Raw genomic sequence first — 15,675 nt, 5'->3', positions numbered from 1 at the left:
AAGCGGGTCACGCTCCGCCGAACCGTGGCGACGGGGCTAGTTACAGGTTCCGTGGTCGCCTATGCGGTCGCGGGAGCGAGCTCCGCGCAGGCATCGGACTTCTACCCCACCCTGGGAGCTGCGAACATCCGCTCGGGACCCACGACCGCCGCACCTATCGCCACCGTCGTGCCCCAGGGAACTCAGCTGGCGATCGACTGCTACGAGATCGGGCAGAGCGTCAACGGCACGGCAATCTGGAACCACATCCCGGGCCAGGGATACATCCACGATTCGCTTCTGCTCACGCGCAGCAACGACCCCGTGGTGCCTGCGTGCTCGAACTACGCCCGAAGTGCCGCGGTGCAGTGGGCGCTGGATCACGTCGACGATGAAGACAGCTACCGCTATGGCAACGACTGCACCTGGTTCGTGTCCAACGCCTTGTGGCAGGGCGGGCTGCCCAAGACGTCCGACTGGACGGACTGGACCATCAATCCCGTCTACATGAACGACAAGCCCTGGCCCGGCCCATCCAAGGCGGCCTCCGCCGCCGACTGGTTCAAGAACTCGATGGTGAACAACAACTACTCGACGCTCGCCGAGATCAGCACCGAAGACCGCACAGCCGGAGGTGCCCAGCTCGGCGACATCATCCTCTACGACTGGGATGCCGCCAACGGCGAGCACCACGCTGACGGCGCCATCGATCACGCTGGCATCGTCACCGCGATCGATGGAGACGGATCCGTCCGCATTTCCCAGCACAGTCCGTCGCGCCTGGATAAGCCGTGGGCGCTCGACCCGTCGACAGGCCAGTCGATCGGAGCGGCCGGCGGCCGCGGCTACCTGCTGAAGATCACCTACTAGATCTTCGCGACAGGGGAGGGCCAGGTCGTAGTAGCGGCCTAGCCCTCTTCCGCGCTGCCGCCAGCAGACCCGGTGCATCTTGCCTACCGAAGAAGACGAGGGGCGTTTCCCCACTACGAATGAGCCCGCGTATCAAAGATTCTGACGACGGACGAGACCTTCGGCCGGCGCACCAACTGCCAGGAGTCCTGATGAACCAGACAGCTTCACGAAGCCTTCGCTCCCGTCTCTCGAGCGTCCTCGCCGCCTCCGTCGTGCTCACCGCGACGGCGATCGGGGGAGCGCCCGCAGCGAACGCTGCTCCGACGAGCGGGGATCCTCTCGCCACGGGATGTTCCACCTCGGCGTCCACGATCTACATGCGCAACTACCTCGGCTACGGCAAGGTCGAGGTGCGGTACAGCTCCAGCTGCCAGACGAACTGGGTCAGGATTACCAACGCGGGTGGTCGGCAGGCGGAGGCCGGCATCTACTCCGCCTCATCAGGATGGAAATACAGCCCGTCCTACGCGAGCGCCCCGAACGAGTTCTGGACCCCGATGGTCTACGCACCCGGAACGACCTGCATCACCTTCTACGCGAAGATCGCCAAGAACCCGGTCGACGTCCTCAACACCGGAAACGTCACCCTCTGCTGACAAACTTGCAGGGAGAGTCGCTCGCGCCGCTCTCCCTGCAAGCCGCCATGAGACCCATCTACACACTCTGCACTCATTGAGTTACTGAGTTACCTGGTCCGCGCAGCCCGCAGGATGTCGGTGGCCGTAGCTAGTCTCGTTGAAGGCCTAGTGTCGCGTCCGACGACCGGCGGCCGGAGAGGCAATCCATGGTCCAGTCTGAGGGTCTCCCGGCCCGTGGTGTGGTGTTCTGGCCAGTCGGTAACGGCGACAGCACGACGGTCGTCGTCGATGACCTCCTTGTGCTGCAGGTGGATCTGCATGACATGGCGAAAGCCGATGATGAAGCCACGCCAGAAGTCGCGGTGGTCGACCGTCTGATCGAGGCACTGCCGGTGGTGGACAATGTGCCGTACTTGGCGGCCTTCGCGCTGACGCATGCTGACGAGGACCACTGTCTGGGCTTCGCGGACCTGGTTGACCGAGTCAGGATCGGCGAGCTGTGGTCCACCCCCCGGTTGTGGCGCGAGTACAACGACCCGGACGCTCCGGCTTTGTGCAGCGACGCGGTCGCTTTCCGGGAGGAGTCCGAGCGACGCATCGCGGCAACGATGGATGCGGTGAACGCTGGAAGGGTCCCCGCCAGTGGTGATCGTATCCGGGTCATCGGGTACGACGACGAGCACAGTTCCCATGCCTACGACGAGTTGCCGGACGAGTACCTCGCGTGGCCGGGACAGTCGTTGACGGTGCTGGACGGGCACGAGCGGGCGGGCATGTTCGAGGCGTTCATTCACGCGCCGTTTAAGGACGACGCCGCATCGGCGCGGAACGACACGTCGTTGTCGATGCAGGTCACTCTGACCGACGAGAGCGGCGTTGACGGCAAGGTGCTGCTGTTCGGAGACCTAGCCCACGACACGATCATGAAGATCTTCGACTACAGCGAGTACTACGACCGTGAACAGTACCTGGCGTGGGATCTGCTTCTGGCCCCACATCACTGCTCCAAGCGCGTGATGTACAAGAAGGACAGTGACGGCAACGAACAGCTGCAATTGGACGTCCTCAACGCGTTCGAGCGCAACGCCCGCGCGAATGGGACCATCGTGTGCAGCAGCGGAGTGTTTCCCGACGTAGACGTCGCGGGGCACAACCCGCCCCATCGGATGGCAGCGGATCGGTATGAGGACATTGCGGACGAGGTCATCTGCACCATGTCCTGGATTGATGAAGCGGCGCCTTCCCCGGTCGTGTTCGGCGTTGACGCGATCGGCGCCCGCGTCATCCGTGGCGACCTCGTCCAGAGCGCTGCAACCGAGGCCAAGATTGAGTTGGCCGCCTCGGCGATCGGTCGTCGGTTCGCTGCCATCACGGCAGCCGCCGTTGCCGTCGGTAATGCAATGCCCACCACGGCGTCCGCTGCGCCGTTGAGTACGGGCCCGGAGCGCATCGATGCCGCGGTCGCGGCCGATCGGGGCGGCAGCAGTGCCCCGGAGATGCCGGTCGGGTTCGGTCGTTGAGCGCGCTGGCCCACCGGCAGCTGTCCGATCTCGCTGACGTCAGTGGCGGCGGGATCCAGCTGCTACATGTCGAGCACGATGAAGAGGGCCTGACCACCTTCACCGTCTCCCTCGACACCTCCGGGATCGTCCTGAGTGGGTCGGGCATCCGCGTGCGCGCGCGGGAACGATTCGAGTTCCTCGTCGGGCCTTCCTTCCCATTGGTGCATCCCACCGTCTGCGTCACGCACCGGCGATGGGCGGGGACGCCCCATGTGCAGTGGGGCCGCCTTTTGTGCCTCTACGCGGCGCCCTCAGTGGAGTGGAACCCGGCAGACGGGATGCGCGGGCTGATCGGCCGGCTGAACCTTTGGCTGCAGCGTGCTGCGGCTGGGGAGCTCGACCCAGCCGGCCAGCCACTACACCCGCCGATTGCCTACAGCTCTTACAAGAACGGCTGGGTCGTGGTCCGACCAGACCTGGGCGACCTCGCCCCCTGGACAGATACCGCACCCGATGCTGCGCGGGTGCGCTTGCTGTTCGCCTGGTGCGCCCAGCGCGGAAAACGGATCGATGTGCTGGAGTGGTTGACTGCGCAGCAGATCTACCAGCGTCTGGTTGCTGACGAGCTGCCGGCCCACGACACGGACGGTACGGCACACTTCGCTGCCCCACTTGTGCTGATCAGCGACACCCTCGATATGGAGTACCCCAGCACGGCCGACGCGCTTGCGGCCTCGCTCGAGACCTACGGGTACAGCCGCGACGAATTGCTGCGGGCTTTCGTGATTACCCGCACCATCAATAAAGCAGTCGGTGTCGCGCTCGACGGAGACGATGCCGTCCCCGCGATGATGCTGCTCGGCACCCCCGCACGCCGGCTCGACCCCGGGCAGGCGCTGGCTCACGTCACGGCCTGGGTTCTGGATGACCTGGGTGCGCAAATCACCGAGCTGCTCCAAGACGTCAGCCCCCAACACGTCGAGCTCACCCAGCAAGTGCGCGACCTGGCACAGAGATGGCTGGGCTTTGCAAAGATCCAGTGGATGGTCATTCATGAAGCCCGCTCGGAGGTGACTCGACGCCGCGACTCCGGATCGCCAGCGCAGTGGCTCATGGGCCGCAAGGTGCTGATCCTAGGCTGCGGCGCCCTCGGCGCACCCATCGCGGAACACTGCGTTCGCGCTGGAGTGGCACAGCTGCACGTGGTCGACAAGGGCGCTGTCACGCCTGGAATCCTGGTCAGGCAGCCCTACGACGATGCGGACATCGGCCACAACAAGGCCGATCGACTCGCGCAGCGGCTATCTCGTATCCGCCGAGACCTCGCCGTCACCAGCTCCAGGGTCAATATTGTGACCGGCGCACTCGCCGATCCCGCAACGCTGCTCGAGTACGACCTCATCGTTGACGCGACCGCGGATATCGGGGTGCGGGTCGGGATCGAACGCGCACGAGCAGTCACGCGCGGACAGTGGCCACCGACGATCAGCGCGCTATTTGGGCATACCGCGCAGCGAGGCATCGCCACGGTCTCGATGCCCGGAGCGACCGGCAGCGGCCACGACATCTTGCGTCGCCTTGCCATCGACACCGCCACTATCCCGGCCCCCGGGTGGAGAGCGATCACAGAAGACTTGTTCCCGAACCCGCCGCGCGCCGATCGATTTTTTCCCGAACCAGGCTGCTCAGCTCCGACCTTCACCGGCGCGGCAGCCGAGGTCACAGCACTGGCGTCTGCCCTGTTCTCCAACGCACTGGCTCTTGTTGCCGACAAGAACGCTGCACCGATGTCCGCGGTTGGCTGTGACCTAGCACCCACAGCATCAGGTGGCAGACCCGTGCCGTTGACATGGGCGAACGATCTCACTTTCACCGACCACACCGGTGAGTACGACGTGTGCATCAGCGAACGGGCGCTGACCGAGATGCGTACCGAGGCGCGACGAGGACGACGAGTGCGCGGGAATCGCATCGAGACCGGGGGAATGATCCTGGGCAGTCTCGACGAAGCCACCCAAACCGTCTACATCGATAGCGCGAGCGGCCCGTCGCCTGACAGTCGCCTGTCCGCGGCGTACTTCGACCACGGCATAGAGGGCACCCAGGAGATCGTCACGAGCGTCCGCACCGCGACCGTCGAGCGGGTCGGATTTATCGGCATGTGGCACACCCATCCGCACGGCATTGCCTCACCGAGCCGTACCGACGAGGCCGGCATGGCGGACATCGTCTCACCCGACGGCACGGGGCGCAGAGCCGTCATGCTCATCCTCGGTGGACGCGGAACCACCTGGCAGGCATGGCTGGAGACAGGCACACCACCGGATCTCTACGTGCGTGTGGTGAACCGTACGACCCAGTCCCGGCCCGAAGAGCCGATCGCACTCCACTTCATCTCGGTCGGCGCATGGTTCCCCGGCGGGTACGCCTACCCGGGCCGCAGAGCTTCCGATGACGAGCATGAGGGCTCGGGTGACCATAGATGACCGCGCGAATCGGCCTCGCCCTGTCCGGTGGAGGGTTCCGTGCAGCGGCCTTCGGTCTAGGCGCGCTACGAGCCCTCCACGACCGCGACGTCCTCGACAAAATCAGCATCGTCTCTGGCATTAGCGGTGGCAGCCTCCTAGCGGCGCTTTGGGCCTACGGGCCCCGAAAGTTCGACGAGTTCGACAACACGGTCACTGCCTTGCTCCGAGGCGGTTTGCAGAATGAACTCGCACGCCGCGCCCTCACGCCACGCGCGGCCATGCGCTCAACGTTCAGCGCAATGCGTGCCCTCGGCACATGGCAAGGGCGCTCCTACTCCCGCACCGACGCGCTGGTTGAGGCGCTGGCCGCGCGCCCCTTCGGCGCCTTGCAGATGACCGACGTCACGCACGCGGGCCTCGACACGATCATCTCCGCCACCGACATGAGCACCGGGAACGCCGTCAGATTCGGCAGCGCCCTGAGCGCGTCCTCGCCCTACGGGCGCATCCTCGATGAGGTGAGCGTCGCCGAAGCCGTCGCCGCCTCGGCAGCGTTCCCGATCCTGTTCCCCGCCCTTCACCGACGGTACGCATTTGAACGCTCCGACGGCACCCGCCACGACGAGACGCTCGCAATGACCGATGGCGGTGTCTACGACAACCTGGGCCTTTCCCCACTGCTACCGGGTAGGTCCACCCAGCACAGCTCTCACGTCTACGACCTGGACTACATAATCGCCATCGACGCCGGTAGAGGACGCGGTACACAAACGGCATCGCGCTTCCTCGCCGGGAGACTCACGCAAAGCTTCGACATCACCCACACCAAGTCCCAAGACGCCGCCCGCAACCGCATCCACCTCGTTGGTGAACGAGCCGAGATCAAGGGATTCATTCACGTCTACCTCGGAACGCAGGACCACCGGCTCCCGAACCCTCCAGCTGATCTCGTTCCGCGGCGCGCCGTGCACGCGTACCCCACAAACTTCGCAGCGATGAATAAACCGGACCTCGAAGCGCTCGCCCTGAGAGGCGAACAACTGACGCGCACACTCATCACCGCATACACGCCAAACCTTGGCGGTTCGACCTAGGCGACGGGCCTGCGCAAACCAGACATCCCCTCTCGTGACGTCCGATGCCTCAGCGTCAGTCCGTAGGCTCAGCTGCCGCGTTGAGGAGAGCCTCTGCGTACCTTGTAGCAGGTCGCTTGACGTACGCCGGCGTGATAATGACGATCCAGAGCGCGCTAATCGCGAGGGCTGCGGCGCCACTGAGGATGACCGGGAGCCAGGAGAAGTCCGCCCGGCCGAGTACGTTCACCACGGCAGCGCCGCTTGCTAGAAGGAGAACGCTTACGGAAATCGTGAGGCCCCACGGCTTCACGCCGAGCAGATTTCTCGCGGTGCTGTACTCGAGCAACTCAGAGAAGACGCGATGGTAGCGCGTGCGGTCTCGGGTCATTTCTCGGAGGCGTGCTACTGCGCGCTCGTATGTCGCATCTGCCTGAGCCGAGTCGGAGCGTTCGACCGCGGCCTTGGGTAGCTTCGTGCCGGTCATCGCCTGGACTCGGCGGTGAAGATCGGCGTGGGCCGACTGATCGGTGGCCGAACTCCAGCGGAGCCGAAGTGCTGTCGGGTGTCCGCCCCACTGTTGCCAGAGCCGGTCTTGAACCTTGTTTCCTCGGTCGCGGATCAATCTCATGATGACGAGGTGAAATCCCGCGGCAGCGAGACACGTGACGATCGACGGTGGCAGGTCCTCCCATTGGAAAGTGACGATAGCGGCGAAGCTCAGGGGTGCAACCGCTGCGGCGGCAGGTACCAGTTGTGTCGTCCGTTGGTAGCGGTCCATGCCGTCAGTCCTCCGGTTCCACCCAGGGAAGAGGGGTCATCGGGACCCACCCGGTCCGAGGACTTGCATCGCGGGAGAAGCAGATCTTCTGTCCTCGTGTGGCGCCGACGATGTATCCCCGGCGCTTGAGCGCGTTGGCCACTTCTGCGCGGGGGAACTCGTCTGCCTTCTTCCCGACGCTGACCAGAGCTGTGTGGCTGGCGGTGTCGCCGATGATTGGTCCCACGAGACGGTCGAGCGTGGCTGAGTCAAGGTTGTGACGAGATCCGTGATGGGGGACGTCGAAGAAGTCGGGGCTGGCCGTGGAGCGGTTGGCGGCGGCCACCGCGTCGACGGCTGGGTTGAGTGCGGGTACGCCGGCGTCACCGGTGAAGAGCGCACGGTAGCCGTCGAGCTGGAAGTCGAGGATGATGCTGCTGTTGTTACGTGCGGTAGTGCCACCGTTGTCGGTCAGCTCACCTTCACCGGGATCTGTCGATCGGGGGGTCAAGGCCTTCTTGATCGCTGCGGCTGATGCTCTTAAGAAGGACGAGAAGCTACTGGATGATCTGGTGGTCGAGCCTGATTGCTCAGCCAGGAGGGTGCGGTAGTACTCGCGGGTTGGACCGGCGATCATGAGAGCGCCGGAGAAAAAGGTGTGTCCCGCCCAGACGCTGGTAGACACTGTCGTGCCGGATGCGTGGGCGAGCGTGATGAGCTCGTCAACACGAGCTGCTTTCACGTCGTCGGACCGGTAGCCGTGTTCGCTAGGGCGGTGGATCAGTAGCTCGCCAACAGTGAGTTCGTCGAAGACGCCGAACAGACCGTCGATGTGGTCGCTGTCCGGGTGTGTGCAGACCATCAGGTCGATGTGGCTTGTTCCGTAGAACTGACGGACATGCGAGGCGATGTCGTCGCTCGTGTCGATGAAACCTCCGTCGATGAGGACGACGCGGTCCCTGCCTGTGGACGGCTCCGTGAAGTGGAGCAGGATCGCGTCGCCGGTGTTGGTTTCCTCGCCGATCGGCAAGAACTCGATCTCGATCATGGTGTGAGCTCTTCTCGTGTAAAGCTAACTCGTGGTTGGAGCGGCGTAGCGGGCGGGGGTCGGGAAGCGTTGGGTTGCGACGAGGCGGCTCCACGCTGGGTTCGAGACCAGGTGGTCCTCGATCACCACATTGCCCGACAGCTGTCCAGATGGACATCACTGATGTGTCCCATTCGAGCTCCGCTGCTCGCGGAGGTCGTCCGTTGCCGGCCGCTGCTGTCCAGGAGCGCCGAGGCCCTCGGCTGCTTCGCAGCGAACGAGGCGGCTTCCTCGCGGCGGCGATCGCGCAGAGATGATGCGCGACCGAAGGGTTACGGCCGCCGCGTCGGAACGAGCGATGCGCGTTTCGAAGCGGTGAGCGGTTGCTCGGCCAAGCCTCAGCGCCAGGCGAAGCTGAGTTGACATCCGACAACTACCGACCCAAAATAGACACATTGCTCCCCGCCGTCTCCGGATTGGCGGGGATTTTTTTACCTCGGGGGAGGCCCGTTGTTCCGCACGTCCGTCATCGTTGACTACCAGAACGTTCATCTGACGGCGTTCGACGTCTTCAACCCCCGCGGCGACCGACATGACTCCCTGATTCATCCGATGCAGTTCGCCAAGCGAGCAGTTCAGGAGCGGAACGCGAAGCAGCGGGATGGGTTCGAGCACGCTGACGTGACGCGCGTTGTTGCGTTCCGAGGTCTTCATCACATCGACCACGACTGGGAGCAGCACCGTCGCGCCCAGGACCAGGCCACGCAGTGGCGGGCTGACGGAGTGGATGTCCAACTTCGCGATCTCAAGTACTCGTACCAGCTCGGGGCGGACAGGAAACCTGTCCTCGACATCAATGGCAAGAAGATCCCCCTTGGTCGACCCAAGGAGAAGGGCATCGACGTGCTGTGCGCACTCGCCTGTGTGCGAGAGGCGTCGCGCGAGGACGTGGATCTCGTTGTGCTGGCTTCCCGAGACACCGACCTCGTCCCGGCTCTCGATGAGGTGTACGACTTTCGCGGTCTCGAGCCGGCCAGATACGCCCGTATCGAGACGGTCTCGTGGTTCAACAGTCGATGGCGTGAAGAAGACTCGGTGAGCGGGGGCAGCTTGAAGCCGACCCAGCCGAGAAGGATCTGGAACACGAACCTCAACCGGTCGTGCTACGAGGCATCCGTCGACCGGACGCTCTACCGGTAGGAGCGACTCAGCTCGAGTCGAAGATCTGACCGACGACGTGGGCGTCGTCGGCAGCTTCACGAACATCCGATAATCTAGATTTTGTCAGTTTGCTGACACCACACCCGCTGCCCCCTCATCGGAAGCCGAGCTCCTGCTACCCGGCGAGCACCAGCTGGCCGATCAGGCCAGACGCAAGGGCGCCTGCGCCAGCGTTGGCGGCGGAGGTCAGCACGCCTTTGATCGTTGGCAGGGCGCGCTTGATGACCGACACGTCGGGCGCGGGCTTCGACGCCTCCGTTACGACGACTGTCGCGGAGTCACGAGCTGCCTCCACTTCGTCGGGGTCCACCCCGGCGGTTTCCTCGATGATCGCGATCGCGCGACCCACAGCATCCGCGAGCTTCTCGAACCCTGCGCTGACCGGCAGCTGCTGCGTGATCGAGCTCCCCTCGACCGCCACGGTCACGTTGTTGCCATTGACGATGATCATGTGACCGCCACTCGCGTTGCCACCTTGCTGGCGCGGGAAACCCAGGGAGTGCTTTGAGTACTTCGCCGAGATGTGCTTCATGAATGCTGAGGCCGTGGGCGCATCGAAGACTTCGACGCTGGTGACCTGAGCGGTCTGGCGACTGCCTCGGTCGTCCCACTCCAAGATGTCGCCGTCGAAGACGAGGTCGTCGACCTCAAAATCGATAGCGTCTGGTTTTGCGAGCCCGCGGAGTTCACGAACTCCTCGTTCGGGCATTTGCGTTCCCGGCGTGACCGTCACCGTCTTCGCTGATCCCAGCCGGCTCCAGTGCTGTACGAACGACATCTTCTCTTCCCCTCAGCCGGTCGATTGGCGTAGCTTCCAGACCCGAACCTCGCATCCGAAGTACCAGTCTCAACGAGCGGTCTGACATCGGTAGCAAGGCTGTCAGCCGGCGCCGCTCAAAACGTTCGATGTTGCGGTCCTGCCTGCGTCCTGTTCGAGTGCGAAGGGCCGCCTTGCTTGCCCGGGAATCGGGCTGAGTGGCCGGTGCGAGCGGCTAGCCGTGGAACCGGTTTCCGAGACGGCCCCTCGGGACGCACCCGGAGACGACGAAGGCCCGGCACCGTCCTGAGACGGTCCGGGCCCTCGGGCTCGCAGGGGCTGAGCGTCAGCGGCGCAGCGTGTGGCTCGGCTTCTCGTCGAAGCGCACCTGGTACGCGCTCGCGAAGCGGCCGAGGTTGCCGAAGCCCCACTCGCGGGCGACCGCGGCGACGGTGGTCGAGCAGGGGTCGCCGGCGACCAGGTCGGAGTGGGCGCGGTCCAGCCGCACGTCGCGCAGGTAGACCGACGGCGACACTCCGAGGTGCCGCTTCGTCGCCTGCTGCAGCGTGCGGGTGTGCAGTCCGGCCGCGCGGGCGGCGTCGGCCGGGGTGATCGGCTCGTGGGCGTGGTGCTGGAGGAAGTCGAGCGCGACCCGGGTGCGGGACGCGGACGGGCGCCGCAGCACGGCCGGCACGTCCCACGCGCGCCACGGGAACAGCAGGAGCAGCACGCGGGCGAGGTCGAGCTCGGCGGTGAAGCGCACGAGCGGAGTGATCGCGGCCGTCGCGAGCGCGGCGCTCGCCTCCGTCACCGCGGCGCGCCAGCGGGCGAGGACGCCGGGGTCGGCGTCCGCCGCGTGGTCGAAGGAGACGGGCTGGCGGGGGCCGGCGTGCGTCTCGGTCGCGACGTCCTCGAGGAACCCGGGGGCGAAGTGGATGAGGTTCTGCCGGTGCGGCTCGAACTCGAGCCCGAACTGGCGCTCCGCGGGGAACAGGAACGGGGCCGACAGCGCGCCGGTCCGGGTGAACGGCGGCAGGTTCAGGCGTCCGCCGCCGGCGCGGAACCAGCCGACGACGTACTCCTTCAGGTGGGGGACCTGGCCGGTGAGGGCGCCGGAGCAGTCGGAGGTGCGCAGGGTCACCCGGTCGCTGCCGCGGACGGCGTAGCGGTAGGAGAAGCCGCGCTGCGACGGAGCGACGCGGAACTCGCCTCCGCCGTACGCCTCGGAGTAGACGGCGGACGCGGCGGACGGATCGTCGCCGGAGGCTTCGTAGCGCCGGTCGGCCCGCTCGTCGCCCGCGAACGGGCTGCCGAGGGTGAAGGTCGACTCGCTCATGACGTCCGCCCGGGGCGGCGGCGGAGGGAGCAGTGCATGGGGGACTTCTTCCGGGTTCGGGGTCCGTGCGCTCGGGGGGACGCACGAGGGGTACGGAATCAAGACGTGTCGAGGAGCCGGAATGTCACGAATCCCATCTCGAGACGTCCCCCATCGGCGGCACTCGCAATCCGGCCAGCGGATTCGGCGGCCCGTTGTCAAGGCTGGTAGTCATGCCGGACGGCGCCCCACACTGAGGGCACCGGCGCGCGGGGACACCGCGCGCGGGACCGCGGAGGAGGCGCTCATCGACGACGACCCCCTCCTGAACGCGTCCGACGCGACCCTCGCCGCGCGCGCCGTCGACGGCGACGTGCAGGCGTTCGAGCAGCTCGCCCGCCGCCACGGCGCCCTCATGCGCGTCTACGCCGCGAAGCTCCTCGGCTCCGAGGCGGAGTCCGAGGACGTGGTGCAGGAGGCGTTCCTCACCGGCTGGCGGCGTCTGGCCGATCTCGACAGCCCGGCGCACATCCGCAACTGGCTGATGCGCATCGTCACCCACAAGGCGATCGACCGGATCCGCGTCCGCCGCCGCCACGACGACATCGACGACTGGGATCCGCCCGCGCCGCCCGAGCACTCCCCCGAGCGCATCGTCGAGGCGCGACTCCAGCTGGACGCGGTCTGGGAAGCGCTGGACCGATTGCCTGCTGATCAGCGACGCTGTTGGCTACTCCGCGAGACCGCCGGCTACAGCTACCAGGAGATCGCCGGCGCTCTCGAACTCCCCGTCTCGACGGTCCGCGGCCTCCTCGCCCGGGCTCGTCGATTCCTGCTCCACGAATTGGAGGCATGGCGATGACCGACGACGCCGCCGTGCCCGAGGACGACCTCGACGGCCACACGCTCGAGGAGCTGGGCGAGTACCTCGACCGCGGCCGCGAGCCGCGCGACCCCTCGATCGAGAACTCCGCCGCGTGCCGGCTCGCTCTCGCGAACCTCACCCGCCTCACCGAGCTCTCGGCGCGGGCGCTGCGCCAGGAGGCCGACCGCGAGCCCGACCGCGACGAGGTCTGGATCGCAGGCCTGCTCGACGCGATCCGCTCCGAGGTGCGCTCCGGCCGCGACATCCCCGTCCGCCACCCCGACCCGACCCTCCGCCTGGCGCTCACGGAGGCGGCCGTGCGCGGGATGATCCGCCGCGCCGGCGACACGATGGGCGGCGTCATCATGGGCCGCTGCACCCTCGACGGCGACGTCTCGGCTCCCGGCGCCGTGGTCCGGATCGACGTGACCTGCGCCCTCGAGTTCGGCCTGCCGGTCGCCGTGGCCGCCGACCGCCTGCGCGAGCGCATCCGCTACGCCCTGGAGCGCCACACCGAGCTGACCGTCGGCGCGATCGACGTGACCGTCGACGACGTGTACCCCCACCGGGAGGAGCGGGAATGACCGACGACACCGAGCTCTCGCAGCGGCTGACCGCCGAGATCCGCGACATCGAGGGCGTCGCGGGGGTCTACCCCGCCCAGCCGATCGTCGAGGCCGCGGCCGACGCGCTCGCCGTGAAGCTGGACCTGCGGCAGCCCGACGTGCTGGTCGACATCGACCGGTCGGAGGGGTTCACCACGGTGAGCGCGCACATCGCCGCGTCCGCCGCACTGCCGGCCCCCGAGACGCTCCGCCTGGTGGGCGAGCGGATGCACGCGCTGCTCGCCGCCGACCCGTCGGTCTCGGGGCCGCTCGCCGTGAACGTGAAGGTGCGCCTCATCGAGGACTCGGGGCGCGCCGAGCACTGAGCGCAGCCGCCGCCTCCCTCCCGCGAGAGCCCGCTCGGGTACGCCGCGTACGGCGTGCCCCGTACCGGAGCGGTATCCCGCGGAAGGGATCAGGGGCAGCCCGGGTCAGCAGGAGACGAGGCGGTCGAACCGGGACGCGACGCCCGAGCTGTCGCTGAACTTGCGGTTGATGACGCTGATCTTGTTGCAGCCGCTGTCCGGACCGTTCTTCCAGATGACCTTGACGTTGCTCGCCTGGTCGCAGTGCCACCACACCGTTACCTGCGCGCGACCCAGGGAGTCGCGCTGCGAGCGGACCTCGTAGCAGTTGCCCGGGCCGCCGTTCTGGTAGACGAGCTGCCCGGCGGAGGCGGGGGTCGCGACGGCGACGGCCCCTCCGAGGGCGAGAGCGATCGCGGCGAGCGTGGCCGTGAGACGACGGTGCATGGTGTTCTCCTTCGAACGGGCGATCGGAGGCGACGGCGGCCGCCCCTCGGCCAGCACCCTGGACCCGGCCCCGCCGAGCCCGGTCGTGAGCTTTCGTGCCGGGGATCACCCCGCCTGGAGGGTGGAGGGAGAGCGAGTACTCCTCACTAGCGTCGAGGCGCGCGCAGCTGTGCGCCCCTTCGACGCAGAGGACTCGCCATGCCTTCACGACTCCTCGACCGGCCGCGACTCGCCCTCGCTCTCGCGGCCCTGTGCCTCGGAGTGCTGGCGGCGACACCCCCGCAGGCGGTCGCCGCCCTCGCACCGGCGTCCGCGACTCCGACCGCCTCGTCCGCCGGCCAGGCCGTCACGGCGGCGCCCGCCGACGCCCCGGGCTGGACCACGCTCCTGCGCGACGACTTCACCGGGCCGGCGGGCGCGCCGGTCGGGAGTCAGTGGGAGCACGAGGTCGGCACCTGGGGCACCGGGGCGGTCGACCGGACGACCGCGTCGACGGCGAACGTCTTCCTCACGGGCGGCGGCGCTCTGGGCATCCGCGCCCTCCGCGACTCCGCCGGAGCATGGACGTCCGGGCGGATCGTCACCGCCGACAAGTCGTTCTCGGCGCCGGCGGGCGGCCGACTGCTGATGACCGCCTCGATCCAGCTGCCGGACGTCGCGCAGGCCACCGGCTACTGGCCCGCCTTCTGGGCTCTCGGGCGGGACGCGAACGCCGTCATCGACTGGCCGGCGACCGGCGAGTTCGACATGCTCGAGGCCGTCAACGGCACCGCCCAGGTGATCCAGACTCTGCACTGCGGAGTGCCGGACGGCGGCCCCTGCGACGAGCCCGCCGGCCGGACGAGCGGGATGCTGGACTGCGCGTCCTGCGGGACGGGGTTCCACCGCTACTCCGCCCTGCTCGACCGGACCGTGCCCGGCGACGAGCGCGTGGAGTTCCTCGTCGACGGCGTCACCCGGCACGTGGTGCGGGAGTCGGAGGTGGGGACGGCCGCGTGGCAGGCCGCGGTCCCGAACGACGTGCTGCTGATCCTGAACCTCGCCATCGGGGGCGGGCTGCCGAACGGGGTGTGCGGGTGCGACAGCGCGGCCGCTCCGAAGAGCTCCGGCGGGACGATGCTCGTCGACCACGTCGCGGTCTACCGGTCCGACGCGGCGCCGGCTCCGGTCGTCGTCGGGACCGCCGCGGTGGGCGCGACCCTGTCCTCCTCCGCCGGCCGGACGGGACCGCTCGTGCACCGCTGGGCGGCGGGAGGCGTCGACATCGCGGGAGTGACGGGTCCGGATCTCGTGGTCCCCTCCTCCGCGGTCGGCAAGCGGGTGACCGTGACGGTGAGCGCCGCCGACGGCTCCGGCCCGACGACCTCGCAGCCGACCGCACCGGTCGCCGCCGGCACCCTCGGCACCGCGACGCCGACCGTCACGGGCACGGCCCGGGTCGGAGCGGTGCTCACGGCAGCCCCGGGTCCGTGGACGCCGACCCCCGTCAACCTCACCTACCGGTGGAAGGCGGACGGCGCGGCCATCGCGGGAGCGACGTCGCCGCGGTTCACGCTCACGAAGGCTCAGGCGGGGAAGCGGATCACGCTGACCGTCACCGGGACGAAGACCGGGTACACCACCGCGAGCCGGACCTCCGCGGCGACGGCGGTCGTGGGACGGTGACGGGCGCGGGCTGTCCCCCGCTCGCCACCGTGTCTCAGACCTCGCGCTTGCGGCGAGGAGCGATGCGCAGGACGGCGGTCCCCGCAGCGATGAGGGCGAAGGCCGCGAGGGCGAGCCAGACCGAGTCGAACCCGGTCATGGCGAGCGTTCCGGCACCGACTCCGGCTCCGGCGGCTGTTCCGATGTGGTTGTACAT

General features: G+C 67.5%; 16 protein-coding genes. 10 read left to right on the top strand and 6 right to left on the bottom strand.

Going from position 1 to position 15,675, the window contains the following annotated elements; all coding sequences use genetic code 11:
- Nucleotides 1-51 precede the first annotated feature (51 nt).
- The 5 genes from GTU71_RS13215 to GTU71_RS13195 all read left to right on the top strand — a co-directional run bounded on the left by GTU71_RS13215 (nucleotide 52) and on the right by GTU71_RS13195 (nucleotide 6,533).
- Nucleotides 52-849, top strand: coding sequence for an amidase domain-containing protein (locus GTU71_RS13215; protein WP_159940457.1), 798 nt, complete (start codon nucleotides 52-54; stop codon nucleotides 847-849).
- Between the two features lie 191 nt (nucleotides 850-1,040).
- On the top strand, nucleotides 1,041-1,487 hold the full coding sequence (locus GTU71_RS13210) for a DUF2690 domain-containing protein (protein ID WP_159940455.1): 447 nt from the start codon (nucleotides 1,041-1,043) through the stop codon (nucleotides 1,485-1,487).
- Between the two features lie 188 nt (nucleotides 1,488-1,675).
- Nucleotides 1,676-2,989 carry a hypothetical protein gene (locus GTU71_RS13205; protein WP_159940453.1) on the top strand — a complete coding sequence of 438 codons (1,314 nt, stop codon included), beginning with the start codon at nucleotides 1,676-1,678 and terminating at the stop codon, nucleotides 2,987-2,989.
- Entirely contained in the window at nucleotides 2,986-5,457 is a 2,472-nt protein-coding gene (locus GTU71_RS13200; RefSeq protein ID WP_159940451.1) for a ThiF family adenylyltransferase, read from the top strand. Before GTU71_RS13205 ends, GTU71_RS13200 begins: the two co-directional genes overlap by 4 nt.
- Nucleotides 5,454-6,533 (top strand): patatin-like phospholipase family protein, encoded by a 1,080-nt coding sequence (locus GTU71_RS13195; RefSeq protein ID WP_159940449.1) that lies wholly within the window; start codon nucleotides 5,454-5,456, stop codon nucleotides 6,531-6,533. Before GTU71_RS13200 ends, GTU71_RS13195 begins: the two co-directional genes overlap by 4 nt.
- Nucleotides 6,534-6,588: 55 nt before the next feature.
- Here the strand turns inward: GTU71_RS13195 and GTU71_RS13190 are convergent, their stop codons facing one another.
- Both GTU71_RS13190 and GTU71_RS13185 read right to left on the bottom strand, forming a co-directional pair.
- On the bottom strand, nucleotides 6,589-7,293 hold the full coding sequence (locus tag GTU71_RS13190) for a hypothetical protein (protein ID WP_159940447.1): 705 nt from the start codon (nucleotides 7,291-7,293) through the stop codon (nucleotides 6,589-6,591).
- Between the two features lie 4 nt (nucleotides 7,294-7,297).
- Nucleotides 7,298-8,320, bottom strand: a complete 1,023-nt coding sequence (locus GTU71_RS13185; RefSeq protein ID WP_159940445.1) for an MBL fold metallo-hydrolase — start codon at nucleotides 8,318-8,320, stop codon at nucleotides 7,298-7,300.
- Nucleotides 8,321-8,809: 489 nt separating this feature from the next.
- Between GTU71_RS13185 and GTU71_RS13180 the strand changes: the two genes are divergently transcribed.
- Complete coding sequence (locus GTU71_RS13180) at nucleotides 8,810-9,499, top strand: NYN domain-containing protein (protein WP_159940443.1); 690 nt, start codon at nucleotides 8,810-8,812, stop codon at nucleotides 9,497-9,499.
- A gap of 136 nt (nucleotides 9,500-9,635) precedes the next feature.
- On the opposite strand, the gene GTU71_RS13175 is transcribed toward GTU71_RS13180, so the two are convergent.
- Together GTU71_RS13175 and GTU71_RS13170 are read right to left on the bottom strand one after the other, a co-directional pair.
- A complete protein-coding gene (locus GTU71_RS13175) occupies nucleotides 9,636-10,298 on the bottom strand; it encodes a hypothetical protein (protein WP_159940441.1) in 663 nt (220 codons plus the stop codon).
- Between the two features lie 325 nt (nucleotides 10,299-10,623).
- Nucleotides 10,624-11,613, bottom strand: a complete 990-nt coding sequence (locus GTU71_RS13170) for a helix-turn-helix transcriptional regulator (protein WP_104223975.1) — start codon at nucleotides 11,611-11,613, stop codon at nucleotides 10,624-10,626.
- A 121-nt stretch (nucleotides 11,614-11,734) separates the two neighbouring features.
- Here GTU71_RS13170 and GTU71_RS13165 point away from each other — a divergent pair, with 121 nt between their 5' ends.
- Genes GTU71_RS13165 through GTU71_RS13155 form a run of 3 tightly spaced genes read left to right on the top strand, consistent with a single transcriptional unit; the run spans nucleotide 11,735 to nucleotide 13,388 of the window.
- A complete protein-coding gene (locus tag GTU71_RS13165) occupies nucleotides 11,735-12,454 on the top strand; it encodes an RNA polymerase sigma factor (RefSeq protein WP_159940439.1) in 720 nt (239 codons plus the stop codon).
- Entirely contained in the window at nucleotides 12,451-13,041 is a 591-nt protein-coding gene (locus tag GTU71_RS13160) for an Asp23/Gls24 family envelope stress response protein (protein ID WP_146076902.1), read from the top strand. The genes GTU71_RS13165 and GTU71_RS13160 overlap by 4 nt, the downstream gene beginning before the upstream one ends.
- The gene (locus GTU71_RS13155) at nucleotides 13,038-13,388 is read left to right on the top strand and encodes a hypothetical protein (protein ID WP_104223972.1); all 351 of its coding nucleotides are present in this window, start codon (nucleotides 13,038-13,040) and stop codon (nucleotides 13,386-13,388) included. The genes GTU71_RS13160 and GTU71_RS13155 overlap by 4 nt, the downstream gene beginning before the upstream one ends.
- Nucleotides 13,389-13,493: 105 nt before the next feature.
- Here GTU71_RS13155 and GTU71_RS13150 read toward each other — a convergent pair whose 3' ends face one another.
- Nucleotides 13,494-13,814 (bottom strand): hypothetical protein, encoded by a 321-nt coding sequence (locus GTU71_RS13150; protein WP_159940437.1) that lies wholly within the window; start codon nucleotides 13,812-13,814, stop codon nucleotides 13,494-13,496.
- 198 nt (nucleotides 13,815-14,012) lie between these two features.
- On the opposite strand from GTU71_RS13150, the gene GTU71_RS13145 reads away from it, so the two are divergent.
- Nucleotides 14,013-15,479: a family 16 glycosylhydrolase gene (locus tag GTU71_RS13145; RefSeq protein ID WP_159940435.1), complete on the top strand. Its 1,467-nt coding sequence runs from the start codon at nucleotides 14,013-14,015 to the stop codon at nucleotides 15,477-15,479.
- A gap of 34 nt (nucleotides 15,480-15,513) precedes the next feature.
- Here the strand turns inward: GTU71_RS13145 and GTU71_RS16230 are convergent, their stop codons facing one another.
- A complete protein-coding gene (locus GTU71_RS16230; protein ID WP_167305255.1) occupies nucleotides 15,514-15,675 on the bottom strand; it encodes a hypothetical protein in 162 nt (53 codons plus the stop codon).

It is taken from the genome of Rathayibacter sp. VKM Ac-2762, from assembly GCF_009866585.1.
In the GTDB taxonomy this organism is placed as follows: domain Bacteria; phylum Actinomycetota; class Actinomycetes; order Actinomycetales; family Microbacteriaceae; genus Rathayibacter.
This window is presented reverse-complemented; position numbering and strand designations above follow the sequence as displayed.

Bases quoted from the DNA above. Each gene is read 5' to 3' on its own strand.
- GTU71_RS13210 (WP_159940455.1), top strand. From the start codon at position 1,041: ATGAACCAGACAGCTTCACGAAGCCTTCGCTCCCGTCTCTCGAGCGTC.
- GTU71_RS13205 (WP_159940453.1), top strand. From the start codon at position 1,676: ATGGTCCAGTCTGAGGGTCTCCCGGCCCGTGGTGTGGTGTTCTGGCCA.
- GTU71_RS13195 (WP_159940449.1), top strand. From the start codon at position 5,454: ATGACCGCGCGAATCGGCCTCGCCCTGTCCGGTGGAGGGTTCCGTGCA.
- GTU71_RS13190 (WP_159940447.1), bottom strand. From the start codon at position 7,293: ATGGACCGCTACCAACGGACGACACAACTGGTACCTGCCGCCGCAGCG.
- GTU71_RS13185 (WP_159940445.1), bottom strand. From the start codon at position 8,320: ATGATCGAGATCGAGTTCTTGCCGATCGGCGAGGAAACCAACACCGGC.
- GTU71_RS13175 (WP_159940441.1), bottom strand. From the start codon at position 10,298: ATGTCGTTCGTACAGCACTGGAGCCGGCTGGGATCAGCGAAGACGGTG.
- GTU71_RS13170 (WP_104223975.1), bottom strand. From the start codon at position 11,613: ATGAGCGAGTCGACCTTCACCCTCGGCAGCCCGTTCGCGGGCGACGAG.
- GTU71_RS13165 (WP_159940439.1), top strand. From the start codon at position 11,735: ATGTCACGAATCCCATCTCGAGACGTCCCCCATCGGCGGCACTCGCAA.
- GTU71_RS13160 (WP_146076902.1), top strand. From the start codon at position 12,451: ATGACCGACGACGCCGCCGTGCCCGAGGACGACCTCGACGGCCACACG.
- GTU71_RS13155 (WP_104223972.1), top strand. From the start codon at position 13,038: ATGACCGACGACACCGAGCTCTCGCAGCGGCTGACCGCCGAGATCCGC.
- GTU71_RS13150 (WP_159940437.1), bottom strand. From the start codon at position 13,814: ATGCACCGTCGTCTCACGGCCACGCTCGCCGCGATCGCTCTCGCCCTC.
- GTU71_RS13145 (WP_159940435.1), top strand. From the start codon at position 14,013: ATGCCTTCACGACTCCTCGACCGGCCGCGACTCGCCCTCGCTCTCGCG.
- GTU71_RS16230 (WP_167305255.1), bottom strand. From the start codon at position 15,675: ATGTACAACCACATCGGAACAGCCGCCGGAGCCGGAGTCGGTGCCGGA.